Below are 21,582 nucleotides of genomic sequence, written 5' to 3' on the forward strand. Positions count from 1 at the left end.
ACTAATCCTCGTTATCAAATTTGTTTTCTTTTTTTTCTTTTACAGAAATTTTCCCGCCCACAATAACTACAATTTCCCCTTTTGGTGGTTTTGTTTCAAAGTGTTTTAGGACTTCTTCAGCAGTCCCTCGAATGGTTTCTTCGTGTAGTTTAGATATTTCTCGAGAAACTGAAACAGGCCTTTCGGCACCAAAATATTGGACAAATTCACCTAATGTTTTTACTAATTTGTGTGGAGAAACATATAAAATCATGGTTCTAGTTTCTTCTGCCAAAGACAAATAACGGGTTTGACGTCCTTTTTTTTCAGGTAAAAAGCCTTCAAAAATAAACTTGTCATTAGGAAAACCACTATTTACTAGAGCAGGCACAAATGCCGTAGCTCCTGGCAAACAATCGACTTCTATATTATTTTCGACACAAGCTCGAGTAAGCAAAAATCCTGGATCTGAAATTGCTGGAGTTCCCGCATCGGAAATTAGGGCAATGTTTTCACCAGTTTGTATGCGTTTTATAATATTCTCGATTGTTTTGTGTTCGTTATGCATGTGATGACTGTGCATGTGTGTCGAAATCTCAAAATGCTTCAAGAGTTTTCCACTTGTACGAGTATCTTCCGCAAGAATCAAGTCGACTTCTTTAAGCACACGAATAGCGCGAAAAGTCATGTCTTCCAGATTTCCAATTGGAGTTGGAACAAGATATAATTTCCCCATTTATACGTATTTACTTGCTACAAATTCCATAAAACGTTCTGCAAATTCTTCTTTTCCTTTCCAGTCGTTATAATCTGGTTTTACCAATTCATCAATAAAATTCTTAGCATCTTCTAAGGAATCGAAAGTAGATATTTGTGAAACTACTCGGTTAAAATCTTCTGCACTTCCATCAAACAATTGTTTTTCGAAAGCCAATTTGTCATTTAATCCAATATTTACACTTCTATTAAGTTTGTCATTAAGATTTATAGAAGGTTTGATATCTACTTTATCAAAAAAAATTTCTGTTTCAATTTTTACTTCTGGAATAACTTTTTCTTCAATTTTATCTTCTATAATTTTTGATATTTCAACTGGAATTTTAGAATCTTCTGTTTTTTTAGAATTAGAAACTCTTTCAAAAATAGGTTCAGGTTGCATATTACTTAAAAAATCATCTATCGAAACTTGCTTTTTTTCTGGCTTAGGAATTTCAATAATTGGAGTTTCAATTGTCGCTTTTGGTTCTTCAACAACTAGTTTTGGTTCTTCAATTGCCGCTTCCACTTCTTCAACAACTGCTTTTACAGGAAGAATTTCTTCATTTATATCATGAATTATAATTTCTTCTTTAGCTTTTATAACTGAAATTTTTTCATCAAAATCGAATGCTTTTTCAACTATAACTTCTGTATCCTGTAAACCAATTGTAGGTTTTGTTTCGCTAAAATGCTCTTCTACAAATAATAAAACAGATAGTTTTTCGTATAATTTTTGAGCTTCATGATGCAATTCACGAACATCATCTTTATGTTTTAGTTGTAAAATTCGGTGCGCAATGCTAATTAATTCGGCTTCTAACTTTTTTTTCATGTGTATTCTATATTTTTATATTTTGGAACCTGTAATAATTATCAATACTAATTTTTTATTTATACAAAAAATATTTTAATAATTATTTCATAACTTTTACTATTATACTCAATAAAGCTTATCTTTTTTAATAAATTTGTTCTGTTACAAAGTAATAAAAACTATTCATTTTTATCGTTATAAAAATAAAAAATGTTTCTCGAAAATACAGTAAATCATAAAGAGCAATTTGGTTGGATTGAAGTTATTTGCGGATCAATGTTTTCGGGCAAAACCGAAGAATTAATTCGTAGATTAAAAAGAGCACAATTTGCCAAACAAAAAGTCGAAATTTTTAAACCATCCATAGATACCAGATACGATGAAGAAATGGTCGTTTCGCACAACAAAAACGAAATTCGCTCTACTCCTGTTCCTGCTGCTGCCAATATTGCTATTTTAGCTCAAGGTTGTGATGTTGTAGGAATTGATGAAGCACAATTTTTTGATGATGAGATTGTCAAAATTTGTAATGATCTTGCGAATTCTGGCATTCGAGTTATTGTGGCTGGATTGGATATGGATTATAAAGGAAATCCTTTTGGACCCATGCCTGCGCTTATGGCAACTGCCGAATATGTGACAAAAGTGCATGCCGTTTGTACTCGAACGGGGAACCTTGCCAATTATAGTTTTCGTAAAACCGATAATAACAAACTCGTTATGCTTGGTGAGACAGAAGAATATGAACCGTTAAGTCGTGCGGCATATTATAATGCGATGAGAGAAAATATGATTGTAAAAGATGTTGAACATTTATCAAAGAAAAATAATTAAACCAATTGACAATATCTTTAAATAATATAATTCCAATTCTAAATTCCGATTTCAAAGGTATTGCCGAAAATATTCATTTCGATAATGTTTCGATAGATAGTCGTTCCCTTCAAAACAACGAAAACACGCTGTTTTTTGCAATAGTTGGTCCTAATAATGATGCTCATATTTATATTGGAGATTTAATTTCTAAAGATGTTAAAAACTTTGTTGTAACTCATATTCCAGAAGAATTAAAAGACAAAGCTAATTTTTTAATTGTCGAAGATACTTTAGTTGCTTTACAAAAATTCGCAAGCTATTATCGTAATTTATTTCATTTTCCAATCATAGGAATTACGGGAAGTAACGGAAAAACTATTGTAAAAGAATGGCTTAATTTTCTTTTAAGCCCTGATTATAATATCATTAGAAGTCCAAAAAGTTACAATTCGCAAGTAGGTGTTCCACTTTCAGTGATTGGAATTAATGAAAATCATAATTTCGGGATATTTGAAGCTGGAATTTCTACTAGAGGAGAAATGGAAAATCTTCAAAAGATAATTCAGCCCAGCATTGGAATTTTAACCAATATTGGAAATGCTCATGATGAAGGTTTTACAGATATTTCTGAGAAAATAAAAGAGAAACTAAAACTATTCTCTAACGTCGAAGTTTTAATTCTCAATAAAAACAAAACGATTGAAGCATTTCTAAAATCGGAAATAAAAACCTTTACTTGGAGTACAAATGATAAGTCTGCTGATGTTTTTTTTCAAAAGAAAACCTTCGATGATTATTCGATTTTGAATATTACAAATGGTGATAAATGTTTTAAAATAAAAATTCCATTTACTGACGAAGCTTCCCTAGAAAACAGCATGCATTGTATCTTGACAATGTTGTATTTGAAATATGATTTAGACACTATCGAGCATCGTGTATCGCAGTTATTTCCTGTTGAAATGCGATTGAAAGTAAAAAATGGTATTAATAATTGTACTTTAATTGACGATAGTTATAGTTCTGATTTTCAATCATTAAAAATCGCTTTAGATTTTCTTGAAAATCAAAAACAACATTCAAAGAAAACACTCATTTTATCGGATATTTTTCAATCTGGATTAGAAAACGAAAATTTATATGCTCGAGTTTCTCAGCTTATTATTTCAAACAAAATAAATCGAGTAATATGTATTGGAAATGTGATTTCTAAATATAAAAACAAATTTCTTAATGCTATTTCTTATGTTTCAACCTATGATTTTATTGCCGATTTTGAAAATTTAGATTTTGCAAACGAAACCATTTTAATAAAAGGTTCTCGTCATTTCGAGTTCGAAAAAATCGTAACCTTACTCGAGGAAAAAACACACGAAACGGTTTTAGAAATTAACTTGAATGCCATAAGTCACAATTTGAATTACTACAAATCGAAACTAAATCCGAAAACCAAAATTATGGTTATGGTTAAGGCTTTTGGTTATGGAAGTGGTGGATTTGAAATTGCTAAACTTCTCGCCCATCATAAAGTTGATTATCTTGGTGTGGCTTTTGCCGACGAAGGAATCGAACTCCGTCAAGCTGGAATCCAATTGCCTATTATGGTTCTTAACCCAGAAATGACAAGCTATCCGTCGATAATTCAAAATAATTTAGAACCAGAAATATATAGTATTCGAGGTCTAAAAGCATTTATAAAGATTACGGAACAAAAAGAACTTACCAATTATCCCATACATATTAAGATAAATACAGGAATGAATCGTTTGGGTTTTGATGACGAAATTATTCCAGAACTTATATCTATTTTACTGAAGAATGATTCGATTCAAGTAAAAAGTATTTTATCCCATTTAGCATCTAGCGATGATTTAATAAACGATATTTTTACAAAAAAACAAATTTCTGTTTTTGATACAATATCTAATAAAATCAAGACAGAACTGAAAATAAATCCTATTTGTCATATTTCAAACACTTCAGGAATAAGCAATTATCCTCAGGCTCAATTTGACATGGTTCGATTAGGAATTGGTTTATACGGGGTTTCTAATGATATAAATGAAACTAAAGAGCTTGAAAATGTAGGAACTCTAAAATCAATAATTTCACAAATACGAAATTTAAATATTGGAGAAAGCGTGGGTTATAATCGCCGATTTATGGTAGATAAACCAATAAAAATTGCCACAATCCCTATAGGATATGCCGACGGAATTTCACGTGCATGGGGAAATGGAATTGGTTATGTTCTAATTAATGAAGAAAAAGCACCAATTATTGGAAGTATTTGTATGGATATGCTCATGGTCGATGTAACAGAAATTAATTGTTTTGAAGGAAATGAAGTAATCATTTTTGGTGAAAATCCATCAGTTACAACCATTGCAAATGCTATAAGAACTATTCCTTATGAAATATTAACCAGTATTTCTAGTAGAGTAAAACGCATTTTTTATCGAGAATAATTTCATAATATTTGGTTATTATTTAAATAAAATGTTAAATTAGCTTTTTATAACTAAATAAATTAACTTAAAACAAACGAATTATGGGAATGTTGTCAGAATTTAAAGATTTTATTGCTAAAGGAAATGTAATGGATTTAGCAGTTGGAGTTATTATTGGAGGTGCATTTAGTGCAATTGTTACATCATTAGTATCAGATGTAATTACTCCTGCGTTATTGAACCCTGCTTTAAAAGCTGCTCAAGTAGCAGATTTGGCTGGATTAAAAACTGATGGAGGAATATTGTATGGTAAGTTTTTAGCTGCAATAATTAGCTTTTTAGTAATTGCCTTTGTGATTTTTTTAATTGTAAAAAGTCTTAATTCTATGAAAAAGAAAGAAGAAGCTGCTCCTGCTGCTCCAGTTGGACCATCTCAAGAAGAATTATTGACACAAATTAGAGATTTATTAAAAAAATAAAATTGTTTCAAACTATATAAATAAAAAAAGGAGGATTTTAAATCCTCCTTTTTTTTTACTCTCTAATTCGTAACCAACTCTTAAAATTTGTAGGTATGCCTAGTGTTATGAGTAATGCCAATGGTAAACACCAATTAGCTGCTCTTTCCACAAATTCAACAAATACTTCGCCAGATATGGGTCTACTTAGTGCTGTCATAAATGCCCATAAAATTGCCCATGCCACTACTACACGAATTGGGTAAACCAAAATTATAAAAGCGATAATAATATCTGCGATTCCAATATACGGCATTAAAGTGATTGCTTGTTCTTCTGTAAATCCAAAGCAGGTAAGTAATGGAATCCATTTTTGATTGATTCCCAATGCCACTATTCCATGGCCTAAAAAGGTACCAAAAACACCAACTCTAATACATTTCTCTAATATGTTATTCATTTTATAATTATTCACGAATCATTATTGAAGTGTCTTTTTGATTTTCCATTTGAATTTCAAAAGCATATACTCCTGCATTTAATGATGTAGCATTATAACTGTATGTAAATTCAGTTGATGATTTTGTTGCTTTTTCTGTTGCTACAAGCTTGCCTTTTATATCGTATATATTTATTATCACATCACCTGTATTTGGAGAAGAATATTCTACTTTGAATATGTCTTTAACAGGATTTGGATACAACTTTATTGGATAAAAAATTCCTTTTGGAGTATCCGTAGATAAATAAGGTTTGTTGATGCAAAAATTATCGATAACAACATTAGAATCATCATAAACAGTACCACACAGCGTTGTATTTGTAACATCAAACATTACATAATGATAATCTGATTTGAACGATTGTAATAATGAAGAAGTTCCAGCTGTATATAAAGGAGCTCCAGCACCTCCACAAACCACTTGGCATCTACCTTCACCAGCTAAACTGCCATAATTTGCTACAGGAGCAGTTGTACTTACATTTCTGTTAATGGGTTTAAATCTTTCATACAAATGATCATGACCAGTTAAAATTAAATCTACTCCATAATCATCAAATGCCTTAAACCATGTATTCCAATAGGCATCCATTTCGCCAGCGTGTGGTCCTACAGTATAAAAAGGTCTGTGAAACGAAACGATTTTCCATTTTTTACTTGCGTTTGCTGCTAAAGTGTTTGTAAGCCAAGTTCTTTGGGCTGTGTCCGCTGGAGTTTCAGAGTTTAAACAGATAAAAATAGCATCACCATAATCAACTGAATAATATAATTCAGTCGTAGGAACATTGTTTTTTGGTAAATCAAAAATATTCTGATAGTAAGATGCGGAAGCTACATCGTGGTTTCCTTGTGCATGAAGGATTAATTTATTGTTGATTAAATTTGTCCCATTGTCAAACCAAGCGTCCCATTGTGATGCTGAACTACCTGTATCAACAATATCACCGTTAAAAACTACAAATGCAGGATTTTTACCATTTATTAAAGTGGAAACATTATTCCAAACACTTACATTTGTTCTACTATCCCCTACTGCTGCAAAAGAAAAAGCATTAACATTTAAAGGAGGAGAAGTTATATATGTTTTTTGGGTCGTCCATGTGCTAGTTACAGAATCATATAACGAATAATATATTGTTGCGTTTGATGATAATACTCCAGGAAACGTAAAACTAAAAAATTTATTTGTTGCCGCTGCATAACCTGCTCTAGAAACAATATTTGTAATTCCTTGCTCATAAGAATTTGTGTATCCCCATTTTATTTGGTCGGTTGTAGCTGCTGTTGAATTTGTCCATGAAATGGTTAATCCTTCTAAAGGATTTTTTGAGGTTCCCCAACGAATATGTTTTTGCGCAGTAACAACTGGCGGAGCAGTTATATTTCCGACAAGTCCAAGATCAAAGCTAATATCTGAGCTGTTGGCTGCATTTTGATGAATTTCTACAGCAATCGTATTGTTTCCTGTTACAAATGTTCCTATTGGTAATGTTACAGATTGAAAAGTAGCTCCATCATCGCTTGCGAGTGCTGCTAAAGTTGTATTTGATGCTGCTGCGGCCAGATTATTTCTATAAACTTCATTACCGTTTACATAAACCGCTACACCATCATCTCTTTTTACATTCAAAGTATAATTTAAAAACAAGCTCGCATCAGCAACTGAAAATGTTTTTCTAAAATAAGTTGTAATATATTTATTTGTAGAACTGGCACCATAACCAACTAGGGTTGCTTCATCTCCATCGCCATAACCCAATTGAGCATTACCTTGTGACCAACTCGTTTCATCTATTGTTGTTGCACTCCAAGCAGTACCTTGATTAGAACCATTGTCTAAATATTTCCATGATGAACCTGTATTGACAAGCGTAGTTTGTGACATCATCATGCTTTGTATTACTATGCAAAACATAGCAAAATAATTTTTTTTCATTTTTTCATTTTTAGTTGTGTGATGCAAAAGTAGAGAATCTAGACTTTTATTAAATTATTTGTAATGTTATCATTTCGTAAATGAAAGTTTAATTTTTTTTTATGCTATTGTAAACACTAAACATACATTATTGTAAAGGATTTTTGTTTTTGAATTTAATTATTAATTACTTTTGCACTACGAAATTTAATATAAAAATTATGAGAATTGCAGTTGTTGGTGCAACCGGAATGGTTGGCGAAGTAATGCTTCAAGTTTTAGCCGAAAGAAATTTTCCTGTAACCGAATTGATTCCTGTTGCTTCAGAGAGATCTGTAGGAAAAGAAATAGAATTTAAAGGTATAAAATATAAAGTAGTAGGAATGCAAACCGCGGTAGATATGAAAGTTGATATTGCTTTATTTTCTGCTGGTGGAGAAACTTCTTTAGAATGGGCACCAAAATTTGCCGCAGCTGGTACAACTGTAATCGATAATTCATCAGCTTGGAGAATGGATCCAACTAAAAAACTGGTTGTTCCAGAAATAAACGCTTCTATATTAACAAAAGAAGACAAAATTATTCCAAATGCAAACTGTTCCACTATTCAATTGGTGATGGTTTTAGCTCCTTTACATAAAAAATACAATATTAAACGTGTCATTGTTTCAACTTATCAGTCTATTACAGGTACTGGAGTAAAAGCTGTACAACAACTAGAAAATGAATATGCAGGAGTTTCAGGTGAAATGGCTTATAAATATCCAATTCACAGAAATGCCATTCCACAATGTGATAGTTTTGAAGAAAATGGTTATACCAAAGAAGAAATGAAATTGGTTCGCGAAACTCAAAAAATATTAGATGATAGAACTATTGCCGTAACTGCTACTGCTGTTCGTGTGCCAATTGTTGGAGGACATAGCGAAGCCGTAAACGTCGAGTTTTCTAATGATTTTGATGTGAATGAAGTGCGTCAGCTTTTGCACAATACACCAGGAGTTGTAGTGCAAGATAATAATGACACTTACACCTATCCGATGCCCATGTATGCACAAGGAAAAGATGATGTTTTTGTTGGAAGAATTCGTCGTGACGAAAGCCAACCCAACTCAATAAACATGTGGATTGTTGCTGATAATCTTCGTAAAGGAGCTGCTACAAATACAATACAAATTGCTGAATATTTAGTTAAGAATAGTTTAGTGTAAAAAATATAAAATATTTATTAAAATCCGTTTTGCTATTTTAGTGAAACGGATTTTTAATTTTTATAAACTACTAATTACAATTAGGGCATAATCCTGTCAACGTAAAATTCATTTCTTTTACTTTATATTTTTCAGAAATTTTAAAAATGGGTTCTACATTTTCTAAACAGGTTACAGACAAACATTTCTCACAATTAAAATGAATATGCTGATGCGAATGAGTATGATTTTCATTTTGATGATTACAACTAGCATATTTTATAGTTCCATCTAGAGTTGCTATTTTATGTATTGAATCTTCATAAACCAACCTATCAAGAACCCTATAAATCGTAACTCTATCACAAATGCTACCCAATAAATTTTGAATTTCTATATGTGATAATGCAACCTCTGAATTAGTTATTAACTCTAAAATTGCCGTTTTTGCAGCAGTTTTTCTAGTAGTTTTCATATTATGTTAATTATTAATGCAATAAAATTGCGTTAATGAAGATGATTATTATATATTTGCAATTTAATTGCAATAAGCAAATATAATTATAAATGAAACTAAAACCAACTTCAATTTTAGATATTTTAGGAATTTCCAGCGCAACAATTTGTCTAGCACACTGCTTAATTTTTCCATTATTGACAATTCTTCCTATTGGATTTATTCAAAATTACTGGTTAGTTGTTGCATTTGCATGTATTGGAATGTTCATAGTTTCTAAAATAATTTTGAGTAATACAACTAAAAAAATTAAAATTATTCTAGGATTTTCTATTCTTTTAGTAATAATCGGAGTCATTTTAGAAATAATTTTGAATAATGATTTATGTCTGATTTTAATTGGTGGAATCGGAATGATTACTGAGCATTTATTAAATTTCAACAATCAGAAGCATCATTAGAATCAAAAATACAACTTTACTAATATTTTTGTTTATACTCACCTTAAATTCTAGTAATTTACATCAAAACACTATCTAAGCTAAACTAATTGGTGACAAATATTTGATGAAACATTAATTAGAAAGAGCCATAGTGATCTTGAAAAAAAAGATTATACAACACAAATTACTTGGTTAGAAAATACTCTTGAAACAACCACAGCTACATAGAAAATAGTACTTGGCCAACATCCAATCTATAGAATTGATGCAAATCGAGATAAGATACTTGATGTTAGTAAAACATTTTTCCCCATTTTTGAAAAACACAAGATAAACGTGTATTTAGCAGGAAACGAATACGCCCTACAACATCAAAAGCCAGAAGGCTAAAATCATTATCTGGTTAGCACTACAGGAAATGTAATTAAACGTGTTACAAAAGTTGAAAGACAAACTAAATTTGCGGTTTCAGGCCACGGTTTTATGAATGTACAGTTACAATAAGACGCTTTATACTTACAATTAATTATTTAGGCAAAACAATTATATAAAATAGCAATTTTAAAATAATATAAATGAATCCTAATTCTTTCTAAAATAACATAAATATAATATTACATTTTTAAATTAAAATTATCGCAACAATGTTGCGTTATTGAAAAACTATCTTATATTTGCAACTTAATTGCAATAAAAAAATATGAGACACGTATTTATCCTATTATCTCTTTCCATTTCATTAATGGCATTTATTCCTACTCCTCCTATAAAAATTAATAGGATATTAAAATCTGGCAACGGCAAATCTATTGAAACGGCATATAAAGTAGATTCTGTTGAAGAAGAATATGATGTACTTCGTTTTTTGAAACTAAATCCAATTATGCAAAAATTATATATAAGGGAGGCATATTTTTATGATGCTATTATAACAAACAAGGGTACTATTTATTTCAAGATAGTTACAAAAAAATTGACTACAAAATCTCATTAGTTAGTAATATAACTCTTTTAAAAATTAATCATCAAAAACATTGAAAAAACTACCCGTAACCGTACTTTCAGGTTTTCTTGGAGCAGGAAAAACCACTTTATTAAATCATATTCTTCATAATAAAGAAGGGTTGAAAGTCGCCGTAATAGTAAACGATATGAGCGAAGTAAACATAGACGCTCAATTAGTCAAAAACGAAATGACACTTTCTCGAACCGAAGAAAAACTGGTCGAAATGAGCAATGGTTGTATTTGTTGCACGTTGCGTGAAGATTTAATGATCGAAGTAGAAAAATTGGCTAAAGAAAATCGTTTTGATTATTTATTAATCGAAAGCACTGGCATTTCTGAACCAATTCCTGTGGCACAAACTTTCTCGTTTGTAAACGAAGACGAAAATATAGATTTATCTCGTTTTAGTTATGTAGATACAATGGTAACTGTTGTTGATGGTTTTAACTTTTTCAGAGATTTTAGTTCAGCACAATCACTCGAGGAAATAAAAGCAACCAATATCGAAAATGATAACCGAACGATTAAATTTACTAGTTGATCAAATCGAATTTGCAAATGTAATTATACTAAACAAGATTGACTTAATTACCCAGAAGCAACGAGAAATTTTGTTAGCAACTATAAAAAAGCTTAATCCTATCGCAAAAATTATAACATCTGAATATGGGAAAGTTAATCTAAACGAAATTATAAATACAGGATTATTCAATTATGAAGAAGCCGAAACCTCGGCAGGTTGGATGCAAGAACTCGAAGGCATTCACACACCGGAAACTGAAGAGTATGGCATTTCATCCTTTGTCTTCCGTGACCAAAAACCATTTCATCCACAACGATTTTGGAATTTTATAAACAACGCTTTCCCAAATAGTATAATAAGAAGTTAAGGCTTATTTTGGTTAGCATCACGACCAGCACAAGCCATTAATTGGAGCCAAGCTGGCGGTTCGTCTAAAGCAGAAGGAGCAGGTGTTTGGTGGGCAAGTATGCCTTTTTCTGAACGAATTAAATTTCAAAATTTTGTTGACAATCAAGATATTATAGAAGAGCGTTGGACAATGGAATTTGGAGACAGAATGAACGAAATTGTTTTTATTGGCATTAATTTGAATGAAAATGATGTCCGTTCGAAATTAGAAAAATGCCTTTGCAACGAAGAAGAAATCATGTTAATGCAAAATAAAATGTTTGATACAAATGATAATTTTCCGATTGAGAAACAGTTTGTCGAATTAGACAACGAAATTACATTTCATAAATAACTATATTAAAAGAAATTGACTTTGGTTGGTCAATTTGTTAGTTGGAAGGCAGCTCTAATTTATTGAGCTGCTTTTTTCATAAAGATAATTAATATTCATTACATTTGCCTCGTATGAAAAAGAAATTTGTCATCATAAATTCATTATTAGCGATTGTGGTATTGTTTTCGATACTATTTCAATCGGTACATAGTTATGAGCATTTGGTAAAGCAAATTTCTGAAAAACATTGCCTTCACAAACCAACTTCAGGCTCTCAAATTACCCACCAACATCATAATTTTGACCACTGTTTTGTTTGTAATTTTACTCTAGGTGGATTTGTTACCTCTAATATTTCTTATTTTCAATTCATAAAAAAACAAATTTCTACTGGATATTCTTTTTTATATTCTAGAGAAATAAACAATTTTTTTAAAGGAAGTCTTTTTGCGCTTCGAGCTCCTCCCGTTTTTATCGTTTAATTTATTATTACTGAAATGTTTCAGTAATAAAATCAACTTATTTTAAACAATAAAATATCATTTAATATGAAATCATTTTTAATTGCCCTATTCTTAGGGTTTTCGGTTATGCTTCATGCCCAAATCGTACAAGACACTCTCCATAAAGACAAGCCTTATGTAATGGATGAAGTTAAAATATCATCCAATGCTTTTAACAAAATTCAATCGCAAAATGTGATGAAAATCGAACACAAAAGCATCAAAGAATTGCAACAAAAAGGAGCTACAACGCTAATGGAAGGATTGTCTTCAATTCCTGGAGTTTCTCAAGTATCTACAGGAACATCTATAGGAAAACCTGTTATTCGAGGGTTAAGCGGCAATCGAGTTTTGGTTTACACACAAGGTGTTCGATTAGAAAATCAGCAATTTGGCGAAGAACATGGTTTGGGACTTAGCGATAGCGGAATAGAAAGTGTCGAAGTTATAAAGGGACCTGCTTCATTACTTTATGGCTCTGATGCGTTGGGTGGTGTTTTGTACTTTAACCCTGAAAAATTTGCCAAACCCAATTCCTATTCAGCAGATTTTAGTCAAAAATATTTTTCGAATACGCAAGGAAGCAATACTTCATTTGGACTGAAATCATCTTCCGAAAATTGGAAGTTTTTAATTCGTGGTGGCTATAATAACCATGGAGATTATAAAGTTCCGAATAATAGTTTAGTTACCAATACCCGTTTTGAAGAAGCTGATGTAAAAACTGCTCTAGGTTATAGCAATTCTAAATTCTCGAGTGTTTTACGTTATAATTTGAATAATTTAAATTTAGGAATTCCAGAAGAAATAGGTTTACAAACTAGAAAGAGAGATCCTGATTATCCTAGACAAGGTGTTGTAAATCATATTTTAAGTTTGCATAATAATTTTTTCTTCAAAAATTCGAAATTTGATGCCGATTTTGGTTATATCTCTAACAGTCGTAAGGAATTTGCAGACAGTACAATTCCTGTTTTAGATATGAATTTGAATACTTTAAACTATGATTTAAAATATTATTTACCAAAAATCGGAAAATTAGAAACCATTATTGGTGTACAAGGAATGAGTCAAACCAATAAAAATTTGGGCACAGAATTATTAATTCCTGATGCTAATACCAATGACATCGGAGCTTTGGCAACATCTAATTACGAATGGAAATCGAATGTAATACAAGCTGGATTTCGTTTTGATACAAGAAAAATTAATACCGAAACTCATGGAATTATAGGAGAAGAAGGTTATTTTGAAGCCATCAACAAAAAATATACTAGTTTTAATGCTTCTTTGGGTTACAAAACAAAACTAACAGACAATTTATCTTTTAGATTTAATGTTGCCTCAGGATTTAGATCTCCAAACTTGGCAGAATTAACCTCAAACGGTGTTCATGAAGGAAGCAATCGATACGAGATTGGAAATTCTAACCTAAAAAATGAACAGAATATTCAAACTGATTTAAATCTAGAATACGGAAACTCACATTTCGAATTTTTCGCAAATGGTTTTTACAATCACATTAACAACTATATATTTATCTCCCCGAACGGAAATATAATCGATGGAAACGATGTGTACGATTATATTCAAACCAATGCAAAATTATACGGGGGAGAATTTGGTATTCATTTTCATCCTCATCCGTTAGATTGGTTGCATATTACTAGTAGTTTTGAAACTGTAACTGGTCAGAAAAAAAATGGAGAATATTTACCTCTTATTCCTGCAAACAAATGGAATAATAATATTCGTACTGAATTTAATATGAATAATTGGATTAAAAAAGGATTTGCAACAGTAAATATTGAAAGTATTTTCAAACAAAATAACAACAGTACTTTTGAAACAAAAAGTAAGGATTATACCTTAGTGAATCTAGGTTTAGGAGGAAATGTACACCTTAATAAAGCTAACTTTGATGTTTCTATAAATGCAAATAATATGTTAGACAAAAGATATATTTCTCATCTTTCTAGGCTAAAAACCGATGGTATTCCTAATATTGGAAGAAATATAGTTTTGGGTGTTAGTTTCTTGTTGTAAGAAAATTAATTTAATACAAAAGACACGAAAGAAACAGCAAGAAAACTAATTTATAAACATAAAGAAACGAGGCAATTGCCTCGTTTCTTTATGTTTATAACATTTCGAAATACTACCAAATAACAACACGTTCGTTTTCTGGCAATCTCATTTTACTTCCTTCTTTTATATTAAAAGTTTTATAAAATTCAGGAATATTACTTAATGGACCGTTAATTCTGAATTTTGCTGGTGCATGTACATCGGTCATCATTTGTTGTGCTAATGATTCTTTTTTAATATTTACCATCCACGCATAACCATAAGCCAAGAAATAACGTTGGTCTGGTGATAATTTTGCAATTTTCTGATTGGTTTTGTATTGAGGCGTTTTCTTAAATGCTTCGTAACCCATGACAACTCCACCTAAATCGGCAATGTTTTCGCCTTGAGTTGCATCGCCATTTACAAATTTAGTTGGCAAAGCTTCGTATTTGTTAAATTGAGCTACAATCAGTTTTGTTTTGGCTTGAAATTTTTTCAAATCTTCAGCTGTCCACCAGTTGTTTAAATTTCCGTTTTCGTCATACTGACTTCCTTGATCATCGAATCCATGTGTGATTTCATGTCCAAAAGTAGAACCACCAATAATTCCGTACAAGACAGCATCATCTGGCATACGTCCTTCAAAACCAGGAACTAAAATATTACAAGCTGGTACACAAATTTCATTATTACTTGGGTTATAATAAGCATTATAAGTTTGAGGAAACATTCCCCATTCGGTTCTATCTACTGGTTTTCCGTATTTTGAAACCATATCGTTGTGTGACCATTTATTTACAGCCATCACATTAGCACAATAAGAATTTTTAGTAATAGTTACAGAACTCATGTCTTTCCATTTGTCTGGAAAACCTACTTTCATAACTATTTTTGATAGCTTACTTAATGCTTTTTTCTTAGTTGGCTCGCTCATCCAATCTATTTTTTTGATGTGCTCTGCATATACATCACGAATATTATTTCCTATTTCGAGCAATTTTTCTTTAGTTCCTTTTGGTAAATATTCATCAACATAAACTTGACCAATTAATTCTCCTAATGATCCATCTGTTTGTTCTACTACTCTTTTCCAACGAGGTTTTTGAGTGGCAACTCCACTTAAAACAGTCGAATAAAATTTGAAATTTTGTTTTTCGATAGCACTTCCTAAATAAGTTGCAAAAGTATTTTCTAAATCCCATTTTAGATACGTTTTCCAATCAGCTATAGAATAACTTTTTATCATAGTATTCAATGCTTTGTAAAATTCTGGTTGGCCAACAATTACAGAATCTGCTTTGTTAATCCCCATTAATGGCAATGTTTTGTTCCAAGCCATGTTTGTTGTGATTGTATTCAAATCTGCAACACTCATTTTATTATAGTTCTTAATTGGATCACGAAGCGCTTCCAATTTTCTAGAAGCTTTTGCTAAATCGGTTTCTAATTTCATAATGGTAATAGCACTGTTTTTAGCAACAAAATCAGTATTCCCCATCAATTTAGACATCGCTTCAAGGTGTTTAACATATTCATAACGAATATTTACCGTTTCTTTATCCGTATTAAAATAGTAATCTCTATTACCAAGACCTAAACCACCTTGAGAGAAAAATACAGCATACTTTGTACTTATTTTATCATCTTGGCCAACATAAGTAGAAAATGCTGGACTTGCACCAATCGTATGCAAATGAGCCATTGCTGATAATAATGAAGGAACATCGGTAATTGCATCAATCTTAGCTAACTCTCCTTTTAGTGGTGTTAAACCTGCTTTATTAATAGCAATGGTGTCCATTCCTGAAGCATAAAAATCACCTATTTTTTGTTTGTTACTACCCTTATCTGCATTGGCAGCAGCCGATTTTTCACAAATTTGTTTTACCTGATTGTTTATTGTATCTTGGATAGTTCTAAAAATTCCGTTGCTACGTTCAGAATTTGGAATAGGATTTTGTTTAAACCAACCTCCGTTTGCATACATAAAAAAATCGTCTGAAGGATTTACTAATGTATCACGATTTGTTGTCAACGCATCAGGAGCATTGGGGTCGAAGTCATTCTCCTTTTTGCAACTTGCTGTTAGCATAATTACTCCTGAAAAAAGTAAAGCAATTGTATTAAATTTCATAGTTAAATTATTTGATAATACTTCAAAGATATAAGTTTATGGGAAAGTATTAAAAACTTACATTCTAATTTTACAATAAAATTAAGAATCCTATGTTTAATAAGTATTAAATTGCACCTTCAAAACATAAATAACGCTATGAACAGCATTAAAATACTTTGGGTAGACGACGAAATCGATTTACTAAAACCACATATTATATTTCTAGAAAAAAAAAATTACACTGTAACTACCTGTAATAATGGTCGTGATGCTATAGATATATTTCAAGAAGAGAATTTTGATATTGTTTTTCTTGACGAAAATATGCCTGGAATGTCAGGTTTGGAAACATTAGCAGAAATGAAAGAAAAAAAATCTTCAATACCTGTAATTATGATTACAAAAAGTGAAGAAGAATACATTATGGAAGAAGCGATTGGATCTAAAATTGCCGATTATTTAATAAAACCTGTCAATCCCAATCAGATATTATTGAGTTTGAAGAAAAATTTAGACCATTCTCGTTTAATTTCTGAAAAAACAACTTTAGATTATCAGAAAGAATTTCGTAAAATATCGATGGAAATGTCGATGGTAAATTCCTATGAAGAATGGGTAGATTTTTACAAAAAACTAATATTTTGGGAACTCGAACTAGAGAATATAGATGACCAAAATATGTTTCAAATTCTGGAATCTCAAAAAGCAGAAGCAAATAATTTGTTCGGAAAATTTATCGAAAAAAACTACGAGGATTGGTTCGAGCCAAAAGCTGACAAACCAGTACAATCTCATGATTTATTCAAAAAATTAGTTATTCCAGAACTTAAAAAAGAAGAAAACGTACTTTTTGTAGTAATTGATAATTTGCGTTATGACCAATGGAAATCTTTTGAAAGTGTAGTTAACAATCATTACAAACTAGAGAGTGAAGTTCCTTATTTTGCAATACTTCCAACAGCTACGCAATATGCTAGAAATGCGATTTTCTCTGGTTTATTGCCATCGGAAATGGAGAAACAGTTCCCACAATACTGGAAAAATGATGTTGAAGATGGTGGGAAAAATTTATATGAAGCTGAATTCCTTACTGCACAATTAAAACGTAATGGTTTAAATATTGAGCAAGAATATTTTAAAATCACCAATTTAAATAACGGAAAAAAACTAGCGGAAAATTTCAAATCTCTAAAAGATAAAAAACTAGTTACAGTCGTTTACAACTTTATAGATATGTTATCGCATGCCAAAACTGATATGGATGTGGTAAAAGAATTGGCTTCAGATGATAAAGCATATCGTTCATTAACCTTAAGTTGGTTTAAAAATTCGCCCTTATTAGAAATTATTCAACAAGCACAAAAGCTAGGATTTAAACTTATTATTACAACCGACCACGGTACAATAAATTGTAAAAATCCGTCGAAAGTAATTGGAGATAAAAACACGAGTCTCAATTTGCGTTACAAAACTGGACGAAGTTTAACTTACGAAAATAAAGACGTTTATGCTGTAAAAGACCCTAAAAAAATTGGTTTGCCATCTATAAATATGACAAGTGTTTATATTTTTGCAAAAAATGATTTCTTTTTGGCTTATGTAAATAATTACAATCATTATGTGAGTTATTACCGAAATACCTACCAACACGGTGGAATTTCGCTCGAAGAAGTTATTGTCCCCTTTTTAGTATTTAGTCCTAAGAAATAAAATGAAAATAGAATTTAATCTCGACGAAATAGAGTCTGTTGCAAAACAAATTTTAGATTCCAATCCAGAAAAAGTAATCCTTTTTAATGGGGAAATGGGTGCTGGAAAAACAACTTTCATCAAAGTTTTATGCAAACAATTAGGAGTCAAAAACCCTACAAGCAGCCCAACTTTTTCTTTGGTAAATGAATATCAAATAAATGATAAACAATTAGTTTATCATTTTGATGTATATCGATTAAAAAACCAAAACGAAGCGCTTGATATGGGAATTGAAGATTATTTATATTCAGGGAATTGGTGTTTTATCGAATGGTCAGAAAAAATACCCGATTTAATTCCTGAAAAACATTCGGTGATTACAATTTCTGTTTTAAATAATGATAAAAGATTGATTGAACTTAAAGAAATGTAATAAATTTTCGTAATTTGTGCCAAATAAGTTTAAAACATGGCCATTACACCTTTTAGCAAACAAGATTTACTTCCGCAAGAAGAAAAATTAGAAATAGCTAAGCACAAGAGCGAACTTTTTATTGGTATTCCCAAAGAAACTTCTTATCAGGAACGTCGAATTTGCCTAACTCCAGATGCTGTAAATGCAATGACTTGCCATGGTCACAGGGTTTTAATAGAAGCTGGTGCTGGAGAAAATTCGAGTTATTCTGACAAAAATTATAGTGATGCAGGAGCAGAAATAACCAACGATACTAAAAAAGTTTTGGGTTGTCCAATTATTCTAAAAGTGGAACCTGCAACACTAGTCGAAATCGAAATGATGAATCCTAAAACAATTATTATTTCGGCTATTCAGCTAAAAACAAGAAGGAAAGAGTATTTTGAAGCCTTAAAAAAGAAAAAAATAACCGCCTTAGCCTTCGAATATATTAAAGATGAAGATGGTTCTTTTCCAGCTGTAAAATCGTTGAGCGAAATTGCAGGAACAGCATCAGTACTTGTTGCAGCCGAATTACTAACTGCAAGTAAATTTGGAAACGGATCGCTTTTTGGAAACATAACAGGCGTACCTCCTACTGAAGTTGTTATTCTTGGAGCAGGAACAGTTGCAGAATTTGCAGCCAGAACCGCTATAGGATTGGGTGCAAGTGTAAAGGTTTTTGATAATTCAATAACAAAATTACGTCGTTTACAAAATAATTTGAATCAGAGGATTTTTACATCAACCATTCAAAATAAAACATTACTAAAATCATTACAACGTTGCGATGTTGCTATTGGTGCAATGCGAGGAAAATATCGCACACCAATTGTAGTGACTGAAACTATGGTAGAACACATGAAAAAAGGAGCTGTTATAGTCGATGTGAGTATTGATACTGGCGGTTGTTTCGAAACTTCAGAAATTACGACTCATGAAAACCCTACTTTTATAAAAAACGGAGTTATTCATTATTGTGTACCCAATATTCCATCTAGATATTCTAAAACCGCATCTTTATCCATCAGTAATATTATCACGCCCTATTTGCTTCAAATTGCTGATGATGGAGGAATAGAAAGTGCAATTCGTTGCGATTCAGGTCTAAAAAACGGAGTTTATTTTTACCACGGAATTCTAACCAACAAAACGATTGGTGAATGGTTCGATTTGACTTATCGCGATATAAATTTAATTGTATTTTAGATTCAAAATTTGGTTAATTCTAGCTACTTTTGCTGAAAATTATATAAAATGAAATTTTCTTATAGATTAAGTTATTATCTTTTTGGATTCCTAGTTGGTTGTGTTTTTTTATTTTTTGTCTTAAACAGAAAAAACACCCGTTGTACTTATTTCCCTAACGATAGGGTTTTAAATAATTTAAGATCAAAGCCATTTTATTATTCTGATATTGCTTCAAAAGAGTTAGCAGAAGATTGGTTAGATACAATCGATGTTAAGAATACTTTACAATATGGCGATGTCGATTTTGATCGAAGTAATCTTGAAATTTCAAAAGGTAAGTTATATACAATTATAGGTAAAACCACTAAAAACCAACCTATTGAAGTAATTATAGAAAATTATGAGGATAAGGTTGTTTTGAGAGAGATAAAAAAACAATAATTTATTTCAAAAAAAGGTTGTTTATATAAAATCAAGCGTTATATTTGCAATCCCAATAAGGGCGATTAGCTCAGCTGGTTCAGAGCACCTCGTTTACACCGAGGGGGTCGGGGGTTCGAACCCCTCATCGCCCACAAAAACTCCAATTTTGCAGTACAATACAATGGTTTTAGTCTACATTTAGTTAACGAAAGTTATAAAATGATGATTAAAACCTTTTTTTATTTCTTATAAAATACTTTTGGAGCAATATTTGATTAAACACTTTTTGTTCTTGATTTGTTTTTTATTATTTGATTTTATCAAATTCATTTAACATGAACTCATACAAATTTGTTACTGCTTTAAAGATGAAAAATAAAAAATTTAAAAGATTTACAAGTAAACAATTCTTGAAAAAACAACCCTTTTTAATAGATAATTAATACACCGTTCGTCCCCAACATAGTTTGTGAGGCAATACTCCATTTGAAACCTACCTAGGTAAATCTTTTGCTATTTCGCAATATAACTCTCATTTTACAGTGTAAAATAACTCCGAAAAACCCAAAATCATTTAAACTAACCAACAAATTGCGCAAATAAATCTTCGTTTTCATTAATATATTGAAAATGATAACCTTTTAGATTCATGTTTGACTTAATATTTGCAATGTCATTTTTATTTTTCAGTTCGAGTGCTACTGTCTTGTCCTAAAATACCGATACATAAATTCATCGTGATGGAACACACCCAGGAACCTCGCTATGTAAAGCGCACTCCAAAAGACTAAAGTATGTCTTTTAAATTACAAATTGTTCAAGAAATAGAACAAAGAATAACCACTATTTCACGATTAAAAAAGAATATTCTATTCAATCCCGTTCCACAATTGTACAATGGTTGAGAAAGTTTGCTAACTTTGATTGGGAAAATCAAACACCATTTAGTATGGGAAATCACCAGAGCAGAAGGTAATGGAACTCGAAGTACAAGTTAAACTTCTAGAGAAGCAGAAAACATTTTTAGAACAACAAGCTTTTGTTGCCGATAAGAAAGCCATCATTTTTGATATGATGATTGATATTGCTGAAAAAGA

General features: G+C 31.1%; 18 protein-coding genes, 1 tRNA gene and 1 pseudogene. 14 read left to right on the forward strand and 6 right to left on the reverse strand.

Annotated elements, in window-relative coordinates:
- Position 1 precedes the first annotated feature (1 nt).
- Positions 2-715: a 16S rRNA (cytidine(1402)-2'-O)-methyltransferase gene (rsmI, locus tag ACH2BP_RS08585; RefSeq protein ID WP_395058938.1), complete on the reverse strand. Its 714-nt coding sequence runs from the start codon at positions 713-715 to the stop codon at positions 2-4.
- Entirely contained in the window at positions 716-1,570 is an 855-nt protein-coding gene (locus ACH2BP_RS08590; RefSeq protein WP_395058940.1) for a hypothetical protein, read from the reverse strand.
- Between the two features lie 192 nt (positions 1,571-1,762).
- On the opposite strand from ACH2BP_RS08590, the gene ACH2BP_RS08595 reads away from it, so the two are divergent.
- The 3 genes from ACH2BP_RS08595 to mscL all read left to right on the forward strand — a co-directional run bounded on the left by ACH2BP_RS08595 (position 1,763) and on the right by mscL (position 5,297).
- Positions 1,763-2,386 (forward strand): thymidine kinase, encoded by a 624-nt coding sequence (locus ACH2BP_RS08595; protein ID WP_395058942.1) that lies wholly within the window; start codon positions 1,763-1,765, stop codon positions 2,384-2,386.
- A gap of 5 nt (positions 2,387-2,391) precedes the next feature.
- Positions 2,392-4,836: a bifunctional UDP-N-acetylmuramoyl-tripeptide:D-alanyl-D-alanine ligase/alanine racemase gene (locus tag ACH2BP_RS08600; protein WP_395058944.1), complete on the forward strand. Its 2,445-nt coding sequence runs from the start codon at positions 2,392-2,394 to the stop codon at positions 4,834-4,836.
- A gap of 83 nt (positions 4,837-4,919) precedes the next feature.
- Positions 4,920-5,297, forward strand: coding sequence for a large conductance mechanosensitive channel protein MscL (mscL, locus tag ACH2BP_RS08605; RefSeq protein ID WP_395058946.1), 378 nt, complete (start codon positions 4,920-4,922; stop codon positions 5,295-5,297).
- Positions 5,298-5,352: 55 nt separating this feature from the next.
- Here mscL and ACH2BP_RS08610 read toward each other — a convergent pair whose 3' ends face one another.
- A complete protein-coding gene (locus tag ACH2BP_RS08610) occupies positions 5,353-5,736 on the reverse strand; it encodes a hypothetical protein (RefSeq protein ID WP_395058948.1) in 384 nt (127 codons plus the stop codon).
- Positions 5,737-5,743: 7 nt separating this feature from the next.
- Entirely contained in the window at positions 5,744-7,714 is a 1,971-nt protein-coding gene (locus ACH2BP_RS08615; RefSeq protein ID WP_395058950.1) for a metallophosphoesterase, read from the reverse strand.
- A gap of 200 nt (positions 7,715-7,914) precedes the next feature.
- Between ACH2BP_RS08615 and ACH2BP_RS08620 the strand changes: the two genes are divergently transcribed.
- Positions 7,915-8,904, forward strand: coding sequence for an aspartate-semialdehyde dehydrogenase (locus ACH2BP_RS08620; protein WP_395058952.1), 990 nt, complete (start codon positions 7,915-7,917; stop codon positions 8,902-8,904).
- A gap of 70 nt (positions 8,905-8,974) precedes the next feature.
- Here ACH2BP_RS08620 and ACH2BP_RS08625 read toward each other — a convergent pair whose 3' ends face one another.
- The gene (locus ACH2BP_RS08625) at positions 8,975-9,358 is read right to left on the reverse strand and encodes a Fur family transcriptional regulator (RefSeq protein WP_395058954.1); all 384 of its coding nucleotides are present in this window, start codon (positions 9,356-9,358) and stop codon (positions 8,975-8,977) included.
- A gap of 92 nt (positions 9,359-9,450) precedes the next feature.
- Here ACH2BP_RS08625 and ACH2BP_RS08630 point away from each other — a divergent pair, with 92 nt between their 5' ends.
- From ACH2BP_RS08630 to ACH2BP_RS08650, 5 genes and pseudogenes are all read left to right on the forward strand, one after another.
- On the forward strand, positions 9,451-9,801 hold the full coding sequence (locus ACH2BP_RS08630; RefSeq protein WP_395058956.1) for a MerC domain-containing protein: 351 nt from the start codon (positions 9,451-9,453) through the stop codon (positions 9,799-9,801).
- Positions 9,802-10,483: 682 nt separating this feature from the next.
- A complete protein-coding gene (locus ACH2BP_RS08635; RefSeq protein WP_395058958.1) occupies positions 10,484-10,777 on the forward strand; it encodes a hypothetical protein in 294 nt (97 codons plus the stop codon).
- 40 nt (positions 10,778-10,817) lie between these two features.
- Positions 10,818-12,054, forward strand: a pseudogene (locus ACH2BP_RS08640) (GTP-binding protein).
- 113 nt (positions 12,055-12,167) lie between these two features.
- On the forward strand, positions 12,168-12,518 hold the full coding sequence (locus tag ACH2BP_RS08645) for a hypothetical protein (protein ID WP_395058960.1): 351 nt from the start codon (positions 12,168-12,170) through the stop codon (positions 12,516-12,518).
- A gap of 108 nt (positions 12,519-12,626) precedes the next feature.
- The gene (locus ACH2BP_RS08650) at positions 12,627-14,585 is read left to right on the forward strand and encodes a TonB-dependent receptor plug domain-containing protein (RefSeq protein ID WP_395058972.1); all 1,959 of its coding nucleotides are present in this window, start codon (positions 12,627-12,629) and stop codon (positions 14,583-14,585) included.
- A 112-nt stretch (positions 14,586-14,697) separates the two neighbouring features.
- Here ACH2BP_RS08650 and ACH2BP_RS08655 read toward each other — a convergent pair whose 3' ends face one another.
- A complete protein-coding gene (locus ACH2BP_RS08655; RefSeq protein ID WP_395058962.1) occupies positions 14,698-16,743 on the reverse strand; it encodes a M13 family metallopeptidase in 2,046 nt (681 codons plus the stop codon).
- 138 nt (positions 16,744-16,881) lie between these two features.
- On the opposite strand from ACH2BP_RS08655, the gene ACH2BP_RS08660 reads away from it, so the two are divergent.
- The 5 genes from ACH2BP_RS08660 to ACH2BP_RS08680 all read left to right on the forward strand — a co-directional run bounded on the left by ACH2BP_RS08660 (position 16,882) and on the right by ACH2BP_RS08680 (position 20,637).
- Positions 16,882-18,435, forward strand: coding sequence for a PglZ domain-containing protein (locus tag ACH2BP_RS08660; protein ID WP_395058964.1), 1,554 nt, complete (start codon positions 16,882-16,884; stop codon positions 18,433-18,435).
- 1 nt (position 18,436) lies between these two features.
- A complete protein-coding gene (tsaE, locus tag ACH2BP_RS08665) occupies positions 18,437-18,850 on the forward strand; it encodes a tRNA (adenosine(37)-N6)-threonylcarbamoyltransferase complex ATPase subunit type 1 TsaE (RefSeq protein ID WP_395058966.1) in 414 nt (137 codons plus the stop codon).
- 36 nt (positions 18,851-18,886) lie between these two features.
- Entirely contained in the window at positions 18,887-20,080 is a 1,194-nt protein-coding gene (locus tag ACH2BP_RS08670; protein ID WP_395058968.1) for an alanine dehydrogenase, read from the forward strand.
- A gap of 48 nt (positions 20,081-20,128) precedes the next feature.
- A complete protein-coding gene (locus ACH2BP_RS08675) occupies positions 20,129-20,503 on the forward strand; it encodes a DUF4258 domain-containing protein (RefSeq protein WP_395058970.1) in 375 nt (124 codons plus the stop codon).
- A gap of 59 nt (positions 20,504-20,562) precedes the next feature.
- Positions 20,563-20,637, forward strand: a tRNA-Val gene (locus ACH2BP_RS08680).
- Positions 20,638-21,582: the final 945 nt, after the last annotated feature.

It is taken from the genome of Flavobacterium sp. (genome assembly GCF_043756175.1).
GTDB lineage: Bacteria > Bacteroidota > Bacteroidia > Flavobacteriales > Flavobacteriaceae > Flavobacterium.